The organism is Luteococcus japonicus (assembly GCF_003752415.1).
Lineage (GTDB): Bacteria > Actinomycetota > Actinomycetes > Propionibacteriales > Propionibacteriaceae > Luteococcus > Luteococcus japonicus.
This window is the reverse complement of sequence record NZ_RKHG01000001.1, coordinates 1,495,317-1,515,633: the sequence shown is the minus strand read 5'-3', so window position 1 is coordinate 1,515,633 and position 20,317 is coordinate 1,495,317. Positions and strand designations below refer to the sequence as shown.

Sequence of the window (20,317 nt, the reverse complement as noted above, 5' to 3'; positions counted from 1 at the left end):
CTGTCCCGGTACAGGGGTGGCTCGGCACGGGCCCCGACGGAGCCGATGAAAGTCCTAGTCCACGTGGGCGCGGAGGGCATGGGCCTCAGCAGGTCTTCAGTGCGGGGGGATCACGACCATGCAGGCGAGGCGCTGCGGCTCGTGGCGTCGCCAGTGCTCGGCCTCCTGGGCGGCCCAGACCTCCCACCACGGTTCGTAGCTCGCACCGTCGCGGGCCAACGCGCGGCTGCGACGCTCGTCGGCGGGCATGTCCAACCAGAAGGACAGATCCGCCAACCGGGCCGAATCGTGGGTCAGTGCCCCGCATCCCTCGACGACCATCGGCAGCCCGGGATCCAGCGCCACCCAGTCCGCCGGTTCCCGACGTTCCCAGTCCCAGCGTCGGTAACCGGGATCATGGGCGCGCAGGATGTCGGCCACCACCATCCGGGAGGCCGCCGCGAGTCCATGCCACCCCGGGTAGCAGTCATCCAGGCTGACCAACTGCACCGACTCACCGCACAGCACGCCCCAGCGCTCCACCAGTCGCCGGGCGAAGGTGGTCTTGCCCGCCCCGGAGCCGCCGTCGACAATGATCCTGCGCACCGGTCCGCTCATGACAGGACTGTCATCAGGGTCCCGAAGTGTGCTGCCGCGGCAAGGGATGCCGCCGCGATGGCCAGGCAGACCAACACCGCCAGGGCATCGGCGGCACCCACGCGCGAGGGCCGGGCCCAGGTGCGTTCGACCGGTGCCCCGAAACCCTTGGCCTCCATGGCGGTGGCCAGCCGCCCGCCTCGTCGCAGGGCCAGGACCAGCAGGGAAAAGCTCATCAGTGCCCAGCGCCGCAGCCGCCCGTCGTCGCCCAGCCCGCGGGCCCGCCGTGCCTGCCCGAGCACCCGCCAGTCCGAGGTGAACAGGGCCAGCATCCGGAAGCCCGCCAGGGAGCCCAGCACGAACCGGGCCGGAAGCCGCACCACCTGGGCCAGGCCGTCGGCCATCCGGGTGGCGTCGATGTCCGCGAAGAGCATCACGGCCGGCAGAGCCAGCGCGAAGATGCGGATGAACAGGGCCACGGCCAGGCTGATCGAACCGTCGCTGACCACCACTGGCCCCCAGTGCCACCAGATGCGGCCGGACGTCTGGCCGTAGAGCAGCATGCTGATCGCCCCCAGCGGGGCGATCAGCAACAGCGGGGCCAGCCTGCGCAGGATCCGCCGCAGGGAAACCCGGCAGGCCACCAGCGCCACCACCTCCAGAGCCAGTGCCACGCTGGCGCTCACCCAGTCCAGGGTCACCACCAAGGGCACGGAGAGGATGACCGCGAGCAACAGCAGCGTCGCGGGATTGAGCCGCTCCAGCAGGGTTCGGGGACGGCTCATCGCTGCGGCTCCAGATGGATCCGGTGCTGGGCCAGGGCCGTGATGAAGTCCGCGTCGTGGGTGATGCTGACCACCGCGCGCCCCTGGTCCAGCATGGCCCGCACCAGCGCCACCATGTCCAGCCACGTGTTGCGGTCCTGCCCGAAGGTGGGTTCGTCGAGGAAGATCACCCGTGGCCCGGTGGCGAGCACGGTCCCCACGCTGAGGCGGCGCTTCTCGCCGCCGGACAGCGTGAAGGGATTGGCCCCGGCAATCCGCGACAGGTGCAGCATTGCCAGCAGTTCGTCGACGCGCTCGTCGATGCGCTGGGTGGTCCACTGCGGGTCGACGGCGGCCAGGGCTCGCAGGCCCACGGCGAGCTCGTCGCGCACCGTGGTGGCGACGAACTGGTGCTCCGGGCTCTGGAAGACCGTCCCGATCCGGGTGATCAGGTCCCGCGAGGACCAGGTGCCGGGGTCAGAGGAATCCACCGGCCTGCGCCTGCCCCAGTGCCGTGGGCCCAGGACGCGGGCGGGACGCAGCTCCCCGGCCGCCACCACGCGGCCGTCGAGCCGGGGGAGCAGACCGGCCAGGGTAAGTGCCAGGGTGGACTTCCCGGCGCCGTTCGGGCCGGTGATCATCGTCGAGCGTCCTGCGGGGATGGTGACATCGAGCGCGTGCTGCACGACATGTTGCGGGTCGTGGCCGATGGCCAGTGCTTCGCCGCGCAGGGCCCAGGGGGCCTCGGCAGGCCCGGCCGTGCTTCCTTCTCCGTTCCCCGAGCCTGTCGAGGGGATGTCCACGCCCGGCACCCAGACGCCCGCGGCCAACAGGGCCTCACGCTGCTCGACGAAGACCCTGCCGGGCGCACCGTCCGCAAGGATCCCCCCGCCCGGAGCGAGCACGATCACCCGGTCCACCTGGTCCGCCCACAACTCCACCCGGTGCTCCACCACCACCAGGGTGGTCCCGCGCTCCCGGCTGAGGTGGGCCACCACGTCGCGCACCTCGCGGGCACCCTCGGGGTCCAGATTGGCGGTGGGTTCGTCCAGCAGCAGGACCTTCGCCTGCATCGCCAGGGCTCCGGCGATGGTCAGCCGCTGCTTCTGGCCGCCGGACAGGGCAGTGGTGGGTCGGTCACGGCCGACGTCCAGACCAACTGCGTCCAGGGCCTCGTCCACCCGTCGCCAGATCTCGTCGCGAGCCACGCCCAGGTTCTCCGCGCCGAAGGCGACGTCGTCGCCCACCCGGGCCAGCACCACCTGGGTCTCCGGATCCTGCATCACCAGCCCGACGTGGCCGTGGCGTCGGGTGGGATGGGCTCCGTCGACGAGCAGACGCCCTTCCTCCTCGCCCTCATCGGCGCCGCCCAGCACGCCCGCCATGGCGTGCATCAGCGTCGACTTGCCGGCGCCGGAGGCCCCCAGCAGCAGGACCCGCTCACCGTCGCCAATGGTGAAGCTGGCCCCGCGTACCGCCCAGTCGCGTCGGCTCGCGTGGCGCCAACCCCAACCCTCGGCGACGATCATCGGCGTCAGACCGCGCGACGGGTCTCGCGGCCGGACTCGAAGCGATCGAGCGCCCCGGCCGATGCCAGGGCCTTCATCAGCACCCAGGCCAGTCCTCCGGCCAGCAGCACACCGGAGATGACCAGGCAGACGAGATAGGTGGCGTTGAAGGCCAAGCTCTTCGCATGGTTGCCCATCAGGAAGTACTCGTTGACGAAGGCGCCCAGTGCCGAGCCGATTCCGGCGAAGGCTGCCACCGGCAGGCTCCAGCGCTTCCAGGCGAAGATCGCGAAGACGATCTCCGCGCCAATTCCCTGGGCGAGGCCGGAGTAGAGCGTGGTGATGCCCCATTGGTTGCCGGGCAGCACGGAGACGGTGGCGGCCAACAGTTCCACCAGCAGGGCGGCGCCCGGCTTGCGGATGACCAGACCGCCCAGCGTTCCGCCCAGGAACCAGACGCCAGTGATCAGACCGGCCAGGCCGGGCAGCACAGCCTCCAGCGGCCCCCAGACGGTGGCGACGGTGTTGTTGAAGGCCCAGAAGATGACGCCGACCGCAACGCCCAGGATGGCGGCGACGACGATGTCCACCACGCGCCAGCCGGAACTGCTGCGGGGACGGGTGGGGTCTTCGGTGATGGTGCTCATTCGTGTGCCCTCTCGAGGAATGGGCACGGGTGGCAGCCGGCCTTCGGTTGCCGCAAGAGGCCTCCCTGCGCTGGCATGATCCAGATCAGGTTCGACGGTCGAAGGTGCGAAACCTTCCTCTCAGCCCGGTGCTCCGGACTCCCGTGTGCACCCATGAGGCTAGCAGTCATTACGACCCGGGTTTCCCCCGGACAGGCCCTATGGTGGACGGATGCTGACCCGACAGACTCCTAGCGTTGCTGGCATGAGGAGCGCGCGACGGGTCTCGGCCGGGCTGATGATGCTGGGCGGCCTGTTCTATTCCGTGTGGCTGCTGGAACTCCTGCTGCCGACGAAGCTCTCGCCCCGGACCTCCTATGTCAGCGAGCTGGGGGCCAACGGTGAACCCCACGCCCTGCTCTTCCGCATGGGCGACACCCTGGCGGGAGTGAGCATGACGGTGGCCGGCCTGGTGGCCCTGCTCCTGCTGCGCAGGAGCCCGAGCTGGCGTCACGAGCGTTGGGCCTTCCGGTTGTTGGCGCTCTTCGGGCTGGCCACCGTCGCCGACTCCCTGTGTCCGATGAGCTGTGTGGCCACCCGCGACGCCGAATGCGCCGCCCGGGAGGCCAGCTGGCAGGTGCCGTGGACCCACCTGGCGCACACCGGCACAAGCACGGTGGCGGTCACGGCCCTCGGCGTGGCCTTCGCGGTTCTGCTGTGGCGTCGTCAGCGGGTGCGCTGCTGGATCGGGTGGGAGGGCCGCATGGTGCTCGGCGCGCTCTTCGTGCTGTGGCTGGGCCTGTTGGCGGCAACCCTCGCCGCCCACCTGCCCGGCGTCCGGATGGACATGATGGGCCTCGTCCAACGCGGCCAGTTGCTGCTCACCACCGCGCTGTTGATGGTGCTGGCCTGGCGTTGGTGGGGATCACAGCCGCAGCAGGCCACCGTCGTCGCGGACCAGCGCGTCGGCCAGCAGCCCGGCCAGTGAGCGCTCCGCCTGAACCCGTTCCGCCCAGGCCCCAAGCGCCACCTCGACGGTGACGCCCTCGGGGTTCTGGCGGACCAGGTCAAGCAGCACCCCGCGACACTGGCGGTCGGTTCCGTGCCAGGCCTGGGTGCGACGCGGGGGTCCGTCGTGCCGCGGGTGTCCGGCGGCCCGCCAGCGGCAGGAATCCTTGACGGGGCAGTCCTCGCAGCGCGGACTGCGGGCCGTGCAGACCAGCGCTCCCAGCTCCATCGACGCGGCCGCCCAGTGCGCCGCGCGCTCGTCGGTGTCGGGCAGCCAGTCTTCCGCCCGGCGCCATTCCGAGGCGGTGGCCGAGTCCGGCGGGAACTCCCGGCCGTCCTCCACGCGGCAGAGCAGGCGACGGATGTTGGTGTCCAGCACCACCGCGCGCCCGCCGAAGGCGAAGGACAGGATGGCGGCCGCCGTGTACTGCCCGACGCCGGGCAGGGCCCGCAACTCCTCCAGGGTCCCGGGCACTCGGCCGGCGTGCTGCTCGCTGATCACGGTGGCGGCGCGGTGCAGCCGCTGCGCGCGCCTGGGGTAGCCGAGCCGGCCCCAGGCTGCCACCGCGGCACCGGCTTGCTCGCTGGCCAGGTCGTCGGGGGCGGGCCAACGCTCCATCCACTCCTGCCAGGGGCCGAGGACCCGGGAGACGGGCGTCTGCTGCAGCATGAACTCGCTGACCATGACGCCCCACGGCGTGGAGCGGCGCCAGGGCAGGTCCCGGCGGTGCTCGTCGAACCAGTCACCCACCCGGGCCACGATGCGGCGGCGTGCGTCTTCGGTGAGTTCGTTGTCCTGGATCACGCGAGCCATGGTAGGCAAAGCCGCCCACCAACCCTACGATCGGTGCATGAACTCGGTGATCCACCCGTCCGGCCCGGAGCCTGAGAACACCTACTGGTTGCGACGCGGCATCTTCGTCGTGGCCTTCCTGCTGGCCCTCGGGCTGATCTGGTGGGTGCTGTCCGGCCTGTTCGGCGGTGACGACCGTTCCACCGTCGCTGCCACGCCGCAGAACCCGTCGTCGCTGGCCAGCGCCGAGGCTACGCCCAGCCCATCGGCCTCCCCGAGCGCGTCGGCCTCCGCGAGTCCTTCGGCGAGTGCGAGTGCGTCGAGCACGCCGTCGGCCAGTGCCAGCCAGACCCCCAGCCAGAGCCCGACGCCCACCCCCACACCCAGCGCGCCTGCCGAGTGCCAGGGCGGCGACGTGAGCCTGTCCCTCGACGGTTCCCGGTCACCGAAGATCGGTGCCGGCGCCGCCTACACCATCACGATGAAGAGCGAGAAGGGTTGCACGCTGGACTTGGCCAAGACCCCGGTGCAGCTGGCCGTCACCTCGGGTAGCGACCGGATCTGGACCACCGTGCACTGCCCCGCCTGGGCGCCCAAGGGCAAGGCCGACCTGACCGGCGGCAAGTCCTTCGCCGCCAAGGTGACCTGGCAGGGCAAGCGTTCCCACGACGGCTGCAAGCTCGACGCCCAGGTGCTGCGTCCCGGCACCTACCGGGTCAGCGCCACGATGGACGGGGCCGAGCCTGACACGATGGTGGTCATGCCCAAGGCCTGACCCGGCTGTTCAGGACAGATCCCAATCCGCTCCCCAGTGCATCCATTGCGTTGGGGAGCGGATCTGCATCTGTTTCGACTTTTCCACAGGGACAGGAGGCGGACGAGCCTGTGGACAGGTGAAAATTCTGGCCCCCCGATTTCGAAACTGAAGGGGCATGGAGAGCAATCAGTTCACGGGCGGCATCGCCCGCACGCGAGATCTCAAGGAACAGGGCATCGACGGCAACCTGATCGCGAGGGCCGTGGCCTCGGGAACCCTGGAACGGCTACGGCCCGGTTGGTACGCGACGGTGGGCGCCGACGAGTCCGTGAAGCGGGCCGTCCGTTCCGGTGGGGCGCTGACCTGCGCTTCCGCAATCGCCTTCCATGGCGGCTGGGACGTCACCGCAGGGGTCCTGCACGTGCGCCGCGATCACAACCGGACGATGCCCTTGCCCGCCGGACTCAAACGATGTCATGCCTTGTCGTCCCGATTTGAGGTGGCACCGGCCCAAGCCGTCGATGACTTGGCGACGGCGCTCTCTGCGGCCTGGCGCTGTCTGGACCGGGAGGACCTGATCGTCGTGTGCGACTCCTTGGTCCATCGCAAGATCTGCACGGTGGGGGACATTCGCAGCGCGTGGGGGTGGGTGCGTGGCCGGGAGGACAGCTTGGCCCTGATCGACGCGGCGGAGTCCGGGACGGAGACCATGGTCCGGCTCCGGTTGCGTGCCAAGGGTGTCCAGCTGAAACCCCAGGTCTGGCTGCGCAAGGACACCCGGGTGGACTTCCTGGTGGGAGAGCGACTGGTGATCGAGGTGGACAGCCGGGAGCACCACACCGGGGAGGAGCGCTATCAGGCGGATCGCCGACGAGACCTGGAACTGCGCTCCATGGGCTACATCGTCGTTCGGCTGACCTACCAGCAGGTCGTTCACGACTGTCCGGCCACGGAGCAGGCCTTGCTGGCGATGATTCGCCGCGGAGACCAGTGGTGGGGAGCGCGACGGGGAACCAAACCCGCCGCATGAGTATTCAGGACAGATCCCAATCCGCTCCCCAGTGCATCTATTGCGTTGGGGAGCGGATTGGGATCTGTTCCGAATACTTGCCTCAGTCCAGGCGCTCGCTGAAGGCGGCCTCGGCAAGGCGGGCGAGTCCCTCGCGGACCAGGCGGGCACGGCCCTCGCCGAAGCCCTCCACCTCCAGCAGGTCCGCCGTCGAGGCCCCGAACAGGGCCTGCAGGGTGCCGAAGTGGTCCACCAAGCGGCGGCCGAGACTGCCCGGGATCCGCGTCAACTGCGCCACCTGCCGGTGGCCGCGCGGCTCCAGCCGGGTCTCCAGGTGCATCCCCTCGCCGAAGCCCATCTGGCGGGCGACGACGTGCGGATCCAGCAGCTCGGTGGAGTCCAGGTGCTCCAAGGCACCAACCCGGAAGGTCATCTCCTCCTGCTCCTCGGGTCGGTAGTCCAGCTCGAGCAGGGTGGCCAGGTCGTCGACGCCGAGGGTCAGCTCGTAGAGCTGCATCTCCAGCAGCCGCCCGTCGACGCCGAGTGCAGCGACATAGGCACGTAGCTCGCGGTCCAGCCGTCGGATCATCTCGATCCGCTGCGCCACCAGGGCGACGTCCTTCACGCTCACCTGGTCATGCACCTCGAGGGTGGACAGGGATCGGGTGGTGCCGCTGAGGCGCTCCCGGTAGCGGGTGAGGGTGGCCAGGGCCTGGTTGGCGCGCGAGAGGATAGCCTCGGAGGTCTCGATGGGGTGGCGCTGGCCGTCGAGGAAGAGCGCGATGGTGGACATCGACGCGGAGACGGTGACCACCGGCATTCCGGTCTGCTGGGCGATCCGGTCCGCGGTGCGGTGCCTGGTGCCGGTCTCGACGGTGGGGATGGAGCCGTCGGGAACGAAGTGCACCCCGGCGGCGAGGATGCGCTCGAAGTCACTGGACAGGATGATCCCCCCGTCCATCTTCGCCAGTTCCCGCAGCGCCGTGGGGGTGAACTGCACGTCCAGGGCAAAGCCGCCGGTGGAGACTCGGTCCACCTTCCGGTTGCTGCCGAGCACGACCAGCGCGCCGGTCCGTCCGTGCAGGATGCGTTCGAGCCCCTCGCGAAGTGGCGTGCCCGGCGCCAGCAGTGCCTGGTAACGACGGGGCCGGGCCTGGATCTCAGCGGGGGACAGTGCCATGGGTTCGATGGTAGTGGGTGGGCGAGGTCTGCCTTGGATGACACCAACCAATAGACACGCTAGTGTCCGTGACAAACAACGGATCCCACGGATGGAGCACCCCATGTTCTGCTACCAGTGCGAACAGACCGACCGGAGCGACAACCTGCTGCTGGGCTGCCACAGCGTGAAGGGCAACTGCGGAAAGGATGACCGCACCGCCACGCTGCAGGACGTCCTGATCGTCATCTGTGAAGGCATCGGCCAGTACGCCGTGCTGCTGCGCGAGAAGGGCGTCGTCGACCCGACATGGGCCCACCGCGCCTCCTACTGGGTCTTCACCACCCTCACCAATGTGAACTTCAACGCCACCGTCTTCCAGCGCATGATCGCCGACGCGATCGTCCTGCGCGACGAGCTCAAGGCCCGCTACGAAGCCGCCTGCACCGAGGCCGGCGAGACGCCCGTCGTGCCCGAGGGAGCCGCCCAGTTCGTGCCCGACCCCGGCATGGCCGGTCTGCTCAAGCAGGCGCCGCTGGTGCGCGTCGACGTGAACATCGACGTGCTGGGCGCCGACGTGGTCGGCGTCCGCAACCTCAACCTCTACGGCCTCAAGGGTTTGTGCGCCTACGCCCACCACGCCCACGCACTGGGTCACCGCACCGACGAGACCGACGCCGGCATCGAGAAGGCGCTCGCCTTCCTCGGCGACCCGCCCACCGACCTCGACAGCCTGCTGGGCCACGCCCTCGGACTGGGCAGCCTGAACCTCAAGGTGATGGAGATGCTCGACGCGGCCAACACCGGCGTCTACGGCACCCCCGTGCCCACCCAGGTGCGCGTCACCCCCGTCGAGGGCAAGGCCATCCTGGTCAGCGGCCACGACCTCGGCGACCTGGCGGCCATCCTCGAAGCCACCAAGGACACCGGCATCACGGTGTGGACGCACGGCGAGATGCTGCCCGCCCACGGCTACCCGGGCCTGAACAAGTACGAGCACCTGGCCGGCAACTACGGCAGCGCCTGGCAGAACCAGCACGCCGAGTTCGCCGCCTTCCCCGGCCCGATCGTGATGACCTCGAACTGCCTGATCGAACCGCAGCCCAGCTACCGCAGCCGCATCTTCACCATGGGCCCGGTGGGTTGGCCCGGCGTGCGCCACCTGGAGCACAAGGACCTCGGCCTGCTGGTCAAGGCCGCCCAGGCGCTGCCCGGCTTCGCCACCACGGACCCGGCCCGCAGCATCACCGTCGGTTTCGGGCACGACTCGGTGCTGGCCAATGCCGACGCCATCGTCGAGGCCGTCAAGGCCGGCGACATCAGCCGATTCCTGGTGATCGGTGGCTGCGACGGCGCCAAGCCCGGCCGCAACTACTACACCGAGATCGCCGAGAAGTCGGGCGACGACACCATCCTGCTCACCATGGGCTGCAACAAGTTCCGCATCAACGGCCACGACTACGGCACCGTCGCCGGCCTGCCGCGCCTGCTCGACATCGGCCAGTGCAATGACTCCTTCACCGCCGTCAAGATCGCCCTGGCCCTGGCCGACGCCTTCGACTGCGGCGTCAACGACCTGCCGCTGAGCATGTTCGTCAGCTGGTTCGAGCAGAAGGCCGCCGCCGTGCTGCTGACCCTGCTGGCGCTCGACATCAAGAACATCCGCCTCGGCCCGACGCTGCCCGCCTTCCTCACCCCGGCCGTCGTCGACGTGCTGGTGGACAAGTTCGCGCTCAAGCCGCTGGGCGATCCCACCGAGGACCTCGCCAACGCGATGGCCGGCGCATGAGCTGCCAGGTGAGGTTGGTCACCGCCGACGGTGACCAACGCGTCGTCCACGCCGAGCCCGGGCAGTCCGTGGTGGAGGCCGCCAAGCAGGCCGGCATCATCCTGCCGTCGCTGTGTGGCAAGGGGACCTGCGGCACCTGCGTCGGCCGGGTGGAGGCGGGCAGCTACGACATGCGCCCCTTCGAGGATGACGCCCTGGGCGGCAAGCAGGACGCGGTGCTGCTGTGCTGCACCGAGCCGACCTCGGACCTGGACGTAGCCCTGCCCTTCGACTCCACCAAGCTGGTGGAACAGGCGCCCAACCGACGCGAGGCGGGCATCGTCTCGATCGAGCGGCTGACCCCGCACATCGTGAAGCTCACACTGCAGCTGGAGCCCGACGACGAGCTGGGCTCGGCCGCCGAGTTCGAGGCCGGGCAGTACATGCAGATCGAGGTGCCCGGCAGGGGAGAGCTGCGCGCCTACTCGATGAGCAATGTCTCCAACTGGGACGGCACGCTGGAATTCCTGATCCACATCCGCGAGGGAGGGCTCTTCTCCACCTACCTGGACACCCAGGCCCGGGAGGACGACATCCTCAACCTGGTGGGTCCTCAGGGCACCTTCGGCCTGGTGGAGAACGGGATGCGCCCGCGCTGGTTCGTGGGCGGCGGCTGCGGTCTGGCGCCGCTGCTGTCCATGCTGCGACGGATGGCCGAGTGGGGCGACCCGCAGGAGTCACGCCTCATCCTGGGGGTCAACACCGCGGCCGACATGTTCGGCGCCGCCGAGATCGGGGAGGTGCTGGACCAGCTCCCCGAGCTGCAGGTCACCACCGCCGTCTGGCGTCCCGAGGCCGGTCTCCAACCCGCCGACGAGCGCTTCGAGTGCGTCGCCGGGTCTTCCGTCGACGTGCTCACCGCGGCGCTGGCCCAAATCGACGACCCGGAGCTGGTCCCGGACATCTACGTCTGTGGCCCGCCCGGGATGGTCACCGCGCTCGAGGAGGCGACGGCAGCCGCCGGCGTCGACCCGGAGCTCGTCCACTCCGAACGGATCGCCGCCAACTGATCCTCCCACAATCTCCTGCCCTGTCAGCAAGGACTCACTGAACGACCCGTCGCGCAGCCACCGCGGCGGGTCGTTTGGTCACCCGCGCGGCTGGCGCTTCAACCCGAGCATGCCCAGCGCCTCGGCGACATTGGACACCTCCACCACCCTCTGTGCGACCAGCGGATCGCAGTCGCCCGCGCCAGGGGTATTTCCCGAGCTTGTCGAGGACTGGCGGGCCCTCGTCGTGGGCCACGACTAGGATCGGAGCATGTCACGCGACCCGAAGAACCAGGCCCGTTTCCTCACTGCGCTGCTGGCCGGCGCCGGCGTCCTGCACCTGGTGAGGCCTGAGCCGTTCGACGGGCTGATCCCCTCACAGCTGCCCGGCACTGCACGTGCCTGGACGCTGGGCTCGGGTGTGGCGGAGCTGGCTGTCGCAGGGCTGCTGGCCAACCCGGCCACGCGCAGTGTCGGCGGCAGGGCCGCAGAGGCCCTCTTCGTCGGGGTCTTCCCGGGCAACCTCAAGATGGCCTGGGACTGGCGTGGTGAGTCCCCGGCGAAGCGCGCGATCGCGCTGGGGCGCCTGCCGCTGCAGCTGGACCTGGTGGCGCGGGCCCGGACCGTGGCGCGCGGCTGACGACCGCAGCCCCCTCAGTCAAGGGGCGCTGGACAGTCCACGTCCCGATCCCATCCGGGGAGGACCGAAGGGGGCGCGGGGGGGTCATCCCCCGGTGCGGCGGGGGCGGTGCTTGAGGCCGAGCACGCCCAGCGCCTCCTCGACGCTGGCCACCTCCACCACCTTCAGCGCGCCCAGATTGGGCACCTTCTGCGTGGTGTCACGCGAGCGGGCCGGGACGATCGCCAATTCGAAGCCCAGCCGACCCGCCTCCTGCAGTCGTCGTTCCAGGCCGGGGGTGCGCCGCAGGTCTCCCGCCAGGCCCACCTCGCCGACGGCCAGTACCCGCTTGGGGAAGTTCACCCCCAGCTGACCGGAGGCGACGGCCACGGCGATCGCCAGATCGGCGCACGGATCGGCGACCTTGGCGCCACCCACCGTCGCCACGTACACGTCCTTCGCGCTCAACCCGATGCGGGCCTTGGTCTCCAGTACCGCGAGGATCATCGCCACCCGGGAGCTCTCGACACCATTGGTGGTGCGTCGCGGATTCTTCTCATTGGGCGACGGTGCCACCAGCGCCTGGATCTCGGCCAGCAGTGGCCGTCGACCCTCCATCGTCACCGTCACACAAGTGCCGGGCACGGGTTCCTCGTGGTGGGTGGTGAACAGTCCCGACGGATCCGGAACCTCCACGATGCCCTTCTCACCCATCTCGAAACAGCCCACCTCGTCGGCCGGGCCGAAACGGTTCTTCGCGGCCCGCACCATCCGGAAACCGGAGTGCCGGTCACCCTCGAAGTTGAGCACCACGTCCACCAGGTGCTCCATGGTCCGTGGGCCCGCGATGTTGCCGTCCTTGGTGACATGGCCGACGATCACCACTGCCATCCCGCGACGCTTCGCCACCCGGACCAGGGCTCCGGTCACCTCGCGCACCTGGGTGACGCCACCGGGGGAGCCGTCGGCCTGCGCAGTGCCGATGGTCTGCACCGAGTCCAGCACCAACAGGGTGGGCTCCACCTCCTCGATGTGGCCCAGCACCGTGCCCAGGTCCGTCTCCGCCGCCAGGTAGAGCTCGTCGCCCAGTGCTCCGGTGCGGTCCGCTCGCAGCCGCACCTGGGCGGCGGACTCCTCGCCCGTCACGTACAGGGTGCGGTGGCCGCCGGCGGACCACTTGGAGGCCACCTCCAGCAGGAGCGTCGACTTGCCCACCCCGGGTTCTCCTGCCAACAGGACGACGACGCCCGGTACCAGCCCGCCGCCCAACACCCGGTCCAGTTCGCCGATTCCGGTCAGGTGGCGCACGGTGGAGTTCGTCGGGACCTGGTTGATCGGGATGGCCTTGGCGGCGGGGATGTTGGAGGCCACCTCCGTCAGTTTCGGGGCGCCCCGCTCCGCGACGCTGCCCCAGGCCTGGCACTCGCCGCACTTGCCCACCCAGCGCACCGAGGTCCATCCACACTCGGTGCACACCCACTGGTCCTGCTTGGTCTTTGCCACGTCGATGACCCTAGACGCCGCCACTGACAAAAGATGGAGCCTGGTCTCGAGTCGTCGGCTCCGACCCTCGCGGTGCTGCTTCGACCCCTGCCCATGGGGGTCGAAGCAGCATGTCGGGGGTCGGAGCGCCTGCTGGGTCGGTTCGCCGCCGGGGCCTGGAAGCTGCGCGTCCGACGACGGCTGGGCCGGGAGGGCACCCGGGGAAGGCACCACAAAAAACGGCGCGGCCCCGGATGGGGCCGCGCCGCAGCACGTCGGTGGTGGTGTGTCAGATGCGCACGATGCCCTTGTTGGGCGTGTTGAACGTGACGGCGTCCATGCCAGGCTGGCCGTTCGGGGCGGTGAAGTTGAGCTTCACACCGTCGAACTCCTCACCGAGCTCCTGTCCGATCCATTCCTCGATGCGGGGGCGGGAACCGGCGATGTCGATCTCCAGGACATCGATGTCGCCGGGCAGTGCGCTCGGCAGCACCGAGTGGTCCTGGGAGGTCCACTGCAGGAAGTAGGGCAGCTGGGGATCGGCGAGCAGGCCCTTGATGCCGACCTGCTTCCACTCCAGCAGGCGGCCGTCAGGGAAGTGGCGCGAACCGTCGACGGGGGTGCGCTGGACGCGTTCGCCAAAGGGGATGATGTCCTCCACGCTCAGCACCCAGGACAGCCAGCCGCCGCCCATCTCCGTGCGGACGCGCACGGCCTGGCCGAAGAGCGCCTTGTCTGCGGCGGGGTGCTCCAGCACCTCCACCACCTCCAGGTAACGGTCGTCCGCCAGTGGCAGGATGTGGTTGCGGGTACCGAAGCGGGGATGGAATCCACCATCCTTGAATTCGGCACCAAGAAGCTCGCCCAGACGTTCGGCCTCTGCCTTGAGGCCTGCGGGTCCAGCTGCAAAAACGAGATGGTCGACATGCATGGCATCATTCTTGCGGGCCGGAGGGCCCAACGCGAAACCGGGATGGCAAAACCTCTTCTGACTACGGCTTTCCGCCTGCCGGGTGGGGCATGGCTCCTCTGGTCAGATGGATCTCGGCCAGCCGGCAGAGCTCTTGGTAGGCCAGCGGCCCCATCAGTTCCACCAGCTCGTCGCGGCTGGTGAGGTAGAGCGGGTCTCCTCCGCGGTGGGCCTCGGGATTCGACGTGCAGTACCAGTCGAGGTCCGCACCGCCCGGCCCCCATCCCTCCCTGGTGTACTCCCCGATGGTGATCTCCAGCCACGGCGTGCCGTCGGCATGTTCCATGTGCCGATAGCTGCGGCGGATCGGCAGTTGCCAGCAGACGTCGGGTTTGGTCTCGATCGGGCTGATGCCCTCCTCCAGCGCGAGGCCGTGCAGGGCGCAACCGGTGCCGCCCGGGAAGCCAGGGGGGTTCTGGAAGATGCAGACCCCGTCGTGGATGCGTGTCTTGCGGCCGGGAAGGGCGTCCTCGTCGTCCTCTTCGGGTTCGGCATCCGGGTCATCGATGACCCAGCTGTCCTTGCCCAACTCGTGGTTCTGCCAGGTCTCGGGGGTCAGGCGTGCGACGTGTCCGGCGACGCGCTGCTCGTCGGCGGGTTCGCTGAAATGGGCGCCCAGCACACAGCAGCCGTCATCGGGGCGCGACGCGTCGATGCCCCGGCAGCCTGCGCCGAAGATGCAGCGGTAGGAGGAGGTCAACCAGGTCAGGTCGCAGCGCAGGACCTGCTGTTCATCGGCTGGGTCGACGAATTCCACCCAGGTTCGGGGGAAGGGGCGGGTGATCTCCACGCTCACGGCATTCACGCCCACGCACCCTACCCGCGCCAGCCTCCCGCTCGCCTTCTCGTGCTCCTCGCCCCGCCTTCTCCGGGCCATGGGACCCACGTTCCCCGAGCACGTCGGGCCCACGTTCCCCGAGCCCGTCGAGGGGTGGGCTAGTTTTGGAACGTGGACCTGACCAGTGACGGCGCGAGCGACCAGAGCCCTGCCATGAGCCCGGCGAAGCTTGGGCTGTCCACCAGCTCGGTCTACCCCGAGTCCACCGCATCGGGTTTCGAGGTGGCGGCGGCCCTGGGCTGGGACGGCGTGGAAGTGATGGTGGGGATCGACCCGCTGGCCGCGGACATCGACCGTGTAGAAGCGCTGCGCGACTTCCACCAGGTACCGGTGCTCAGCATCCACGCCCCGACGCTGCTGGTCACCCAGGCCACCTGGGGTACCGACCCGTGGGACAAGCTGGAACGTTCCGCCGAGGCGGCGCAACGGCTCGGCGCCGAGGTCGTCGTCGTGCATCCGCCCTTCCGATGGCAGCCAAGCTATGCCCGCACCTTCGTCGAGGGCATTCGACGCCTGAACGCGGAGACCGGCGTGATCTTCGCCGTGGAGAACATGTACCCGTGGCGAACCCCGGGAACGCCCTTCCAGGCCTATGTACCCAGTTGGGATCCCACCGAACTCCCCTATGAGCACCTGACCCTGGACCTCTCGCACGCCTCCACGGCCAAGAAGCGCTCCCTGGACTACCTGGAGGAGTGGGGGCCCCGGCTTCGCCACGTGCACATCACCGACGGCTCCGGCTCCCTCAAGGACGAGCACCTGCTGCCCGGGGAAGGGGACCAGGAGGCGGTCGAACTGCTGCACCGGCTGGCGGAGCGACGCTTCGATGGGCATGTGGTGCTGGAGGTCAACACCCGCAAGGCCGGCTCCCGCGCGGCCCGGGAGGAGATGCTGGGCACCGTCCTGGCTGACCTGCGCAAGCACCTCGGGCAGGCCTGACGGTGACCGACGACGAACTCACCCGTCCCTACGGGCGGCTCAATGCGCGACTGTTGCGGCTCGGGGACTCCGAACGTGCACACCGGCTCGTCACCCAGACCCCGGCGGCCCGTGACGTGGCCCGTAGGTTCATCGCAGCCGAGGACGTGGACGAGGCGCTGGACCTGGTGCGTCGAGACCAGGCGAAGGGCCTGATGGCGACGCTGGAGCCGCTGCTGCCCGTGGCCCGGGACCGGGAGCAGGCCGCCATTGCACGGCGGACGCACCTCGAGATGGTCCGGGCGCTGGGCGCCGCCGGACTGGGCCCCTTGGCCGAGGTGACGGTCAAGTTGTCCACCCTGGGCCAGCGGATCGGCCGGGACGGCGCGGCGCTGAGCACCACGCACCTGGCGGAGGTGTGTGCCGCGGCGCGCAATGCCGGCACCCAGGTCAGTCTGGACCTGGAGGAGCACAGCACCACCGATGCCACCTTCGCCGCCTTCACCGCCCTCCACCAAGACTTTCCCTGGCTGGGGGTCACGGTGCAGAGCCAACTGCGCCGCAGCCTGGCGGACAGCCGTTGGCTTGCCACGATGCCCGCGCGGGTGCGGCTGTGCAAGGGCGGATACACCGCACCACGCCGGGTCAGCGTGGACAACCAGGAGGGTGTCGACGCGAACTTCGTGGCCTGCATGGACCTGCTGATGGCGGGCAAGGGCTACCCCATGATCGCGACACATGACCCCCGGCTGGTCTCCATAGCGGACGAGCAGGCCCGGGCCCACGGGCGCTCGCTGGACGGCTACGAGTTCCAGATGTACTACGGGGTCAGGCCCTGGGAGCACCGTCGGCTGGTGGACACGGGACACCGGGTGCGGGTGCACCTTCCGGTGGGCAGGGACTGGTACGGCTATCTGGTGCGACGCGTGGCGGAACGACCCGCCAATGTGATGCCCTTGCTGCGCGCCCTGGTGACGCGACGATGAAGTTCCGCAGAATCCTGCTGGTCGAGATGGGGCTGGTGCTTGCGCTCTCGCTGGGCCAGTCGGCCGTCTACTCGGTGCTGCGCATCATCGAGCGCCTCACTCGCAGGGTGGCGCTGAACCAGCAGACCAGCTCCCTGAACCAGGCGGCGACGCCGGACCGGCCGTGGCTCAGCGCCCTCTTCCAGTTGGCGGACGTGGTCTTCCTCCCCATGGCGGCGCTGCTGGCAGTCCATCTGCTGGCCACCGTGGCGCGCCCACGCGTGGGGGTGGCCCAGGCCCTGGGGCTGACCCGGGAAGGGTGGCGCCAGGACCTCCTCCATGGCGCGGCGATCTTCGCAGCCATTGGGATCCCGGGTCTGGGGCTGTACCTGGGCGCCCGGGCGATGGGGCTGAACACCACGGTGCAGGCCGCGAACCTGGGGCAATACTGGTGGACGGTACCGCTGCTGGTGCTGGCCGCCCTGGGCAATGCCGTGCTGGAGGAGGTGGTGATGGTGGGCTACCTGTTCGTGCGTGGCCGCCAGGCCGGTTTCACGATGCTGCACGTCCTGCTCTTCTCCGCGGTGGTGCGGGGCAGCTACCACCTCTACCAGGGCTTCGGGGGCTTCGTCGGCAACCTGGTGATGGGCATCGCCTTCGGGCTGTGGTTCACCCGCACCCGTCGCTTGTGGCCCCTGGTGGTGGCCCATTTCCTGCTCGACGTCGCCAGTTTCGTGGGCTACGCACTGCTCGCTGACAGGCTCTCCTGGCTCTGAGCCCTTCTCCTGACAGTGTATGACTTCATGGCCCAGGGGGAGCAATGGACCCACACACTGTTCTGCCCCCATCCCGTGGGACGCGAATCCCGGCTGATGGGACACCCCGTAGGCTGGACACCATGCGCGTAGGAGTCTTTGGAGCAACTGGCCAGGTGGGTGGCGTCATGCTGACGCTGCTCGAGCAGCGGAACTTCCCCGTCGACGAGCTGAGGCTGTTCGCCTCCGCCCGTTCCGCGGGGCAGAAGATCTCCTTCAAGGGTCAGGAGATCACCGTCGAGGACACCGAGACCGCTGACTTCTCGGGCCTGGACATCGCCCTGTTCAGCAATGGTGGCTCGACGTCGAAGGTGGTTGCCCCCAAGCTGGCCGCCGCGGGTGCCATCGTCGTGGACAATTCTTCGGCCTGGCGGCTGGACCCGGAGGTCCCGCTGGTGGTCAGCGAGGTCAATCCGGAGGACGCGAAGAACCCGCCCAAGGGCATCATCGCCAACCCGAACTGCACCACCATGGCAGCCATGCCAGTGCTGAAGCCGCTGCACGACGAGGCCGGTCTGAAGCGGCTCATCGTGGCCACCTACCAGGCCATCTCGGGTTCCGGCGGTGCCGCCGTGGTCAATGCCGAGCGCCAGTTCCGCACCGGCGTCGAGTCGGGCAAGCTCGACGAACTGCGCCTGGATGGTTCGGTCATCGACTTCGGTGACCCCGCTCCGTACGTGAAGCCGATTGCCTACAACGTGCTCCCGATCGCCGGCGGCCTCGTCGACGACGGCACCGGCGAGACCGACGAGGAGCAGAAGCTGCGCAATGAGTCGCGCAAGATCCTGCACCTGCCCGAGCTGCTCGTTTCCGGTACCTGCGTGCGTGTCCCCGTGCTCAGCGGGCACTCGCTGGTGGTGCACGCCGAGTTCGAGCAGGACATCACCCCGGAACAGGCCGCCGAGATCCTGTCGACGGCGCCCGGCGTCGAGCTGATGGACGTCCCGACGCCGCAGGATGCCGCCGGCAAGGACCCGTCCTATGTCGGCCGGATCCGTCGCGACCAGTCGGCGCCCGAGGGCAAGGGCCTGGTGCTCTTCCTCAGCAATGACAACCTGCGCAAGGGTGCCGCCCTGAACGCGGTGCAGGTGGCCGAGGTCGTCGCCAAGAACCTGAAGGGCTGACGATGCGGATCGCCCTGGTTGGCGTCGGCAAGATGGGGGAGGCCGTGCTTGCGGGTCTCGCAGCCGTCGGCGTCCATCAGGTGGTGGTGGTCAACCGCCGCGCCGAACGCGACGCGGAACTGGTGCAGCGCTACGGCGTGACGGCGGCCACCCTGTCCGAAGCCGTGGCCGGCAGTGACGTCGTGGTGGTTGCGGTGAAGCCGAAGGACGTCCCCGGAATGCTCGACGAGCTGTCACCCGCCCTGACCCAGCAGGCCGTGGTGGTCAGCCTGGCGGCTGGGATCACCCTGCAGACGATGCAGCAACACCTGCCCGCGGGTGCCGCCGCGGTGCGGGCAATGCCGAACACCCCGTCGCTGGTGGGCCAGGGGATGAGCGCCGCCTCCCCCGGAGAGCACGTCGACGACGAACAGTTGCAGCGGGTGCTCGAGGTGCTCGCGGCCTGTGGCAAGGCCATCGTCGTACCCGAGGACCAGCAGGATGGCGTCACCGCCGTGTCCGGTTCCGGCCCGGCCTACATCTTCGCCATCGCGGAGGCGATGATCGAGGCGGGTGTGCAGCTCGGTCTGCCTCGGGACGTGGCCACGGTGCTCGCCAACCAGACGATCCTCGGCGCGGGCACCATGCTCACCGAGTCCGGCACCCATCCCAGCATCCTGCGCGAGAACGTCACCAGCCCCGGTGGCACGACGGCTCAGGCGCTGAAGGTGCTTGACCAGCGTGCCGTGCGGGCCGCCTTCGCTGAGGCGATGCAGGCCTGTCACGATCGTTCGGCGGCCATGGGTTGACCGCGATTTCGCCCGATCGTTGCCTGACGGTAAGGTTGGGGGGTCGCCCTGTCATCGGTGGTTCTCGAGTTCGTCGAGGGACACCGCCGGACGGGGAGGTAACAAGACTTGGCTGGGGAAGTCCTCAGTCCCATCGAGGAAAGGCTCCACTGTGGGTTCTGTCATCAAGAAGCGTCGCAAGCGGATGGCCAAGAAGAAGCACCGCAAGCTGCTGAAGAAGACGCGTATCCAGCGTCGTCGCGCAGGCAAGTAAGTCCTGGTCCCGCGGCGCGGTGCGTCGTGGGAGGTTGACGATGCGTCTGTGGCCGCGGGGTGGGAACCGTCCGTCCGCAGTGTCTTCGGAGACTGCGGACGTCGGCATGTCCTCGTCTGCTTCGCACCATGAGGTGAGCGACGGTGAGGTGGACGCGCTCGTGTCGAGTGCGGAGGTCGTACTCCTGACCCGCACGGGGTGTCACCTGTGCCAGGAGGCGGAGCCCATCGTGGCCTCGGCCTGCGAACGGCATGGCTCCGGACTGCGCGTGCTGGAGGTGGACTCCGACGAGGGTCTGCGTGCCCGTTTCACGGACCACGTGCCGGTGCTCTTCGTGCGCGGCGCGTTGCTCGACTACTGGCGGGTTGACGAGGGGCGTCTCCATGACGCCCTTGACGTAAGGGCCGTCGCGCCGCCGCCGGCGTTGTGACAGGCCGAAAGCTCGTCCCACCACGGCGAACGGTGCATTGTGAACATTTTCACCAGTGGATACAGTGCATATCGAACCGAGGGCATCCGCCTCGCACC

General features: G+C 69.2%; 22 protein-coding genes and 1 riboswitch. Of the genes, 13 read left to right on the top strand and 9 right to left on the bottom strand.

The features are described from left to right. Positions 1 to 96: 96 nt before the first annotated feature. From EDD41_RS07425 to EDD41_RS07410, 4 genes are read right to left on the bottom strand one after another with little or no spacing between them, the layout of a single operon-like run. A complete protein-coding gene (locus EDD41_RS07425; protein ID WP_179110539.1) occupies positions 97 to 597 on the bottom strand; it encodes an AAA family ATPase in 501 nt (166 codons plus the stop codon). Further along, positions 594 to 1,361 carry an energy-coupling factor transporter transmembrane component T family protein gene (locus EDD41_RS07420; protein WP_094763372.1) on the bottom strand — a complete coding sequence of 256 codons (768 nt, stop codon included), beginning with the start codon at positions 1,359 to 1,361 and terminating at the stop codon, positions 594 to 596. The genes EDD41_RS07425 and EDD41_RS07420 overlap by 4 nt, the downstream gene beginning before the upstream one ends. Continuing rightward, positions 1,358 to 2,869: an ABC transporter ATP-binding protein gene (locus tag EDD41_RS17785; RefSeq protein ID WP_123575455.1), complete on the bottom strand. Its 1,512-nt coding sequence runs from the start codon at positions 2,867 to 2,869 to the stop codon at positions 1,358 to 1,360. The genes EDD41_RS07420 and EDD41_RS17785 overlap by 4 nt, the downstream gene beginning before the upstream one ends. A gap of 5 nt (positions 2,870 to 2,874) precedes the next feature. Beyond that, positions 2,875 to 3,495, bottom strand: coding sequence for an ECF transporter S component (locus tag EDD41_RS07410; protein WP_094763374.1), 621 nt, complete (start codon positions 3,493 to 3,495; stop codon positions 2,875 to 2,877). Between the two features lie 45 nt (positions 3,496 to 3,540). Then, positions 3,541 to 3,650, bottom strand: a riboswitch (TPP riboswitch). An 89-nt stretch (positions 3,651 to 3,739) separates the two neighbouring features. Here EDD41_RS07410 and EDD41_RS07405 point away from each other — a divergent pair. Then, positions 3,740 to 4,462, top strand: a complete 723-nt coding sequence (locus tag EDD41_RS07405) for a DUF998 domain-containing protein (RefSeq protein WP_170165277.1) — start codon at positions 3,740 to 3,742, stop codon at positions 4,460 to 4,462. Here the strand turns inward: EDD41_RS07405 and EDD41_RS07400 are convergent. Then, the gene (locus tag EDD41_RS07400) at positions 4,400 to 5,284 is read right to left on the bottom strand and encodes an HhH-GPD family protein (protein WP_425454351.1); all 885 of its coding nucleotides are present in this window, start codon (positions 5,282 to 5,284) and stop codon (positions 4,400 to 4,402) included. The two genes, EDD41_RS07405 and EDD41_RS07400, sit on opposite strands and share 63 nt — an antisense overlap. A 49-nt stretch (positions 5,285 to 5,333) precedes the next feature. On the opposite strand from EDD41_RS07400, the gene EDD41_RS07395 reads away from it, so the two are divergent. Both EDD41_RS07395 and EDD41_RS07390 read left to right on the top strand, forming a co-directional pair. Continuing rightward, positions 5,334 to 6,050, top strand: coding sequence for a hypothetical protein (locus EDD41_RS07395; protein WP_123575452.1), 717 nt, complete (start codon positions 5,334 to 5,336; stop codon positions 6,048 to 6,050). 157 nt (positions 6,051 to 6,207) lie between these two features. Further along, positions 6,208 to 7,062, top strand: a complete 855-nt coding sequence (locus tag EDD41_RS07390) for a type IV toxin-antitoxin system AbiEi family antitoxin domain-containing protein (protein WP_123575451.1) — start codon at positions 6,208 to 6,210, stop codon at positions 7,060 to 7,062. Positions 7,063 to 7,144: 82 nt separating this feature from the next. Here the strand turns inward: EDD41_RS07390 and disA are convergent, their stop codons facing one another. After that, a complete protein-coding gene (disA, locus tag EDD41_RS07385) occupies positions 7,145 to 8,221 on the bottom strand; it encodes a DNA integrity scanning diadenylate cyclase DisA (protein WP_123575450.1) in 1,077 nt (358 codons plus the stop codon). Positions 8,222 to 8,312: 91 nt separating this feature from the next. Here disA and hcp point away from each other — a divergent pair, with 91 nt between their 5' ends. From hcp to EDD41_RS07370, 3 genes are all read left to right on the top strand, one after another. Then, positions 8,313 to 9,989: a hydroxylamine reductase gene (hcp, locus tag EDD41_RS07380; RefSeq protein ID WP_245995563.1), complete on the top strand. Its 1,677-nt coding sequence runs from the start codon at positions 8,313 to 8,315 to the stop codon at positions 9,987 to 9,989. Continuing rightward, the gene (locus EDD41_RS07375; RefSeq protein ID WP_123575448.1) at positions 9,986 to 11,038 is read left to right on the top strand and encodes a 2Fe-2S iron-sulfur cluster-binding protein; all 1,053 of its coding nucleotides are present in this window, start codon (positions 9,986 to 9,988) and stop codon (positions 11,036 to 11,038) included. Before hcp ends, EDD41_RS07375 begins: the two co-directional genes overlap by 4 nt. 250 nt (positions 11,039 to 11,288) lie before the next feature. Continuing rightward, the gene (locus EDD41_RS07370) at positions 11,289 to 11,657 is read left to right on the top strand and encodes a DoxX family protein (protein ID WP_094763383.1); all 369 of its coding nucleotides are present in this window, start codon (positions 11,289 to 11,291) and stop codon (positions 11,655 to 11,657) included. A gap of 84 nt (positions 11,658 to 11,741) precedes the next feature. Here the strand turns inward: EDD41_RS07370 and radA are convergent, their stop codons facing one another. The 3 genes from radA to EDD41_RS07355 all read right to left on the bottom strand — a co-directional run bounded on the left by radA (position 11,742) and on the right by EDD41_RS07355 (position 14,893). Further along, the gene (gene radA, locus EDD41_RS07365) at positions 11,742 to 13,139 is read right to left on the bottom strand and encodes a DNA repair protein RadA (RefSeq protein WP_123575447.1); all 1,398 of its coding nucleotides are present in this window, start codon (positions 13,137 to 13,139) and stop codon (positions 11,742 to 11,744) included. A gap of 268 nt (positions 13,140 to 13,407) precedes the next feature. Beyond that, positions 13,408 to 14,049 carry a VOC family protein gene (locus EDD41_RS07360; RefSeq protein ID WP_123575446.1) on the bottom strand — a complete coding sequence of 214 codons (642 nt, stop codon included), beginning with the start codon at positions 14,047 to 14,049 and terminating at the stop codon, positions 13,408 to 13,410. Positions 14,050 to 14,110: 61 nt separating this feature from the next. Then, entirely contained in the window at positions 14,111 to 14,893 is a 783-nt protein-coding gene (locus EDD41_RS07355) for a DUF3109 family protein (RefSeq protein WP_143813816.1), read from the bottom strand. Between the two features lie 144 nt (positions 14,894 to 15,037). Here EDD41_RS07355 and EDD41_RS07350 point away from each other — a divergent pair, with 144 nt between their 5' ends. The 7 genes from EDD41_RS07350 to EDD41_RS07320 all read left to right on the top strand — a co-directional run bounded on the left by EDD41_RS07350 (position 15,038) and on the right by EDD41_RS07320 (position 20,219). Beyond that, the gene (locus EDD41_RS07350) at positions 15,038 to 15,865 is read left to right on the top strand and encodes a sugar phosphate isomerase/epimerase family protein (protein ID WP_342769267.1); all 828 of its coding nucleotides are present in this window, start codon (positions 15,038 to 15,040) and stop codon (positions 15,863 to 15,865) included. Between the two features lie 2 nt (positions 15,866 to 15,867). Beyond that, on the top strand, positions 15,868 to 16,830 hold the full coding sequence (locus EDD41_RS07345) for a proline dehydrogenase family protein (RefSeq protein WP_094763387.1): 963 nt from the start codon (positions 15,868 to 15,870) through the stop codon (positions 16,828 to 16,830). Beyond that, on the top strand, positions 16,827 to 17,585 hold the full coding sequence (locus EDD41_RS07340) for a CPBP family intramembrane glutamic endopeptidase (protein ID WP_094763388.1): 759 nt from the start codon (positions 16,827 to 16,829) through the stop codon (positions 17,583 to 17,585). Before EDD41_RS07345 ends, EDD41_RS07340 begins: the two co-directional genes overlap by 4 nt. 113 nt (positions 17,586 to 17,698) lie before the next feature. Then, entirely contained in the window at positions 17,699 to 18,748 is a 1,050-nt protein-coding gene (locus EDD41_RS07335; protein ID WP_123576915.1) for an aspartate-semialdehyde dehydrogenase, read from the top strand. Positions 18,749 to 18,750: 2 nt separating this feature from the next. Next, the gene (gene proC / locus EDD41_RS07330) at positions 18,751 to 19,536 is read left to right on the top strand and encodes a pyrroline-5-carboxylate reductase (protein ID WP_123575445.1); all 786 of its coding nucleotides are present in this window, start codon (positions 18,751 to 18,753) and stop codon (positions 19,534 to 19,536) included. Between the two features lie 151 nt (positions 19,537 to 19,687). After that, the gene (locus EDD41_RS07325) at positions 19,688 to 19,789 is read left to right on the top strand and encodes a 30S ribosomal protein bS22 (protein ID WP_002550589.1); all 102 of its coding nucleotides are present in this window, start codon (positions 19,688 to 19,690) and stop codon (positions 19,787 to 19,789) included. Between the two features lie 106 nt (positions 19,790 to 19,895). Continuing rightward, on the top strand, positions 19,896 to 20,219 hold the full coding sequence (locus EDD41_RS07320) for a glutaredoxin family protein (protein WP_123576913.1): 324 nt from the start codon (positions 19,896 to 19,898) through the stop codon (positions 20,217 to 20,219). Positions 20,220 to 20,317 lie beyond the last annotated feature (98 nt).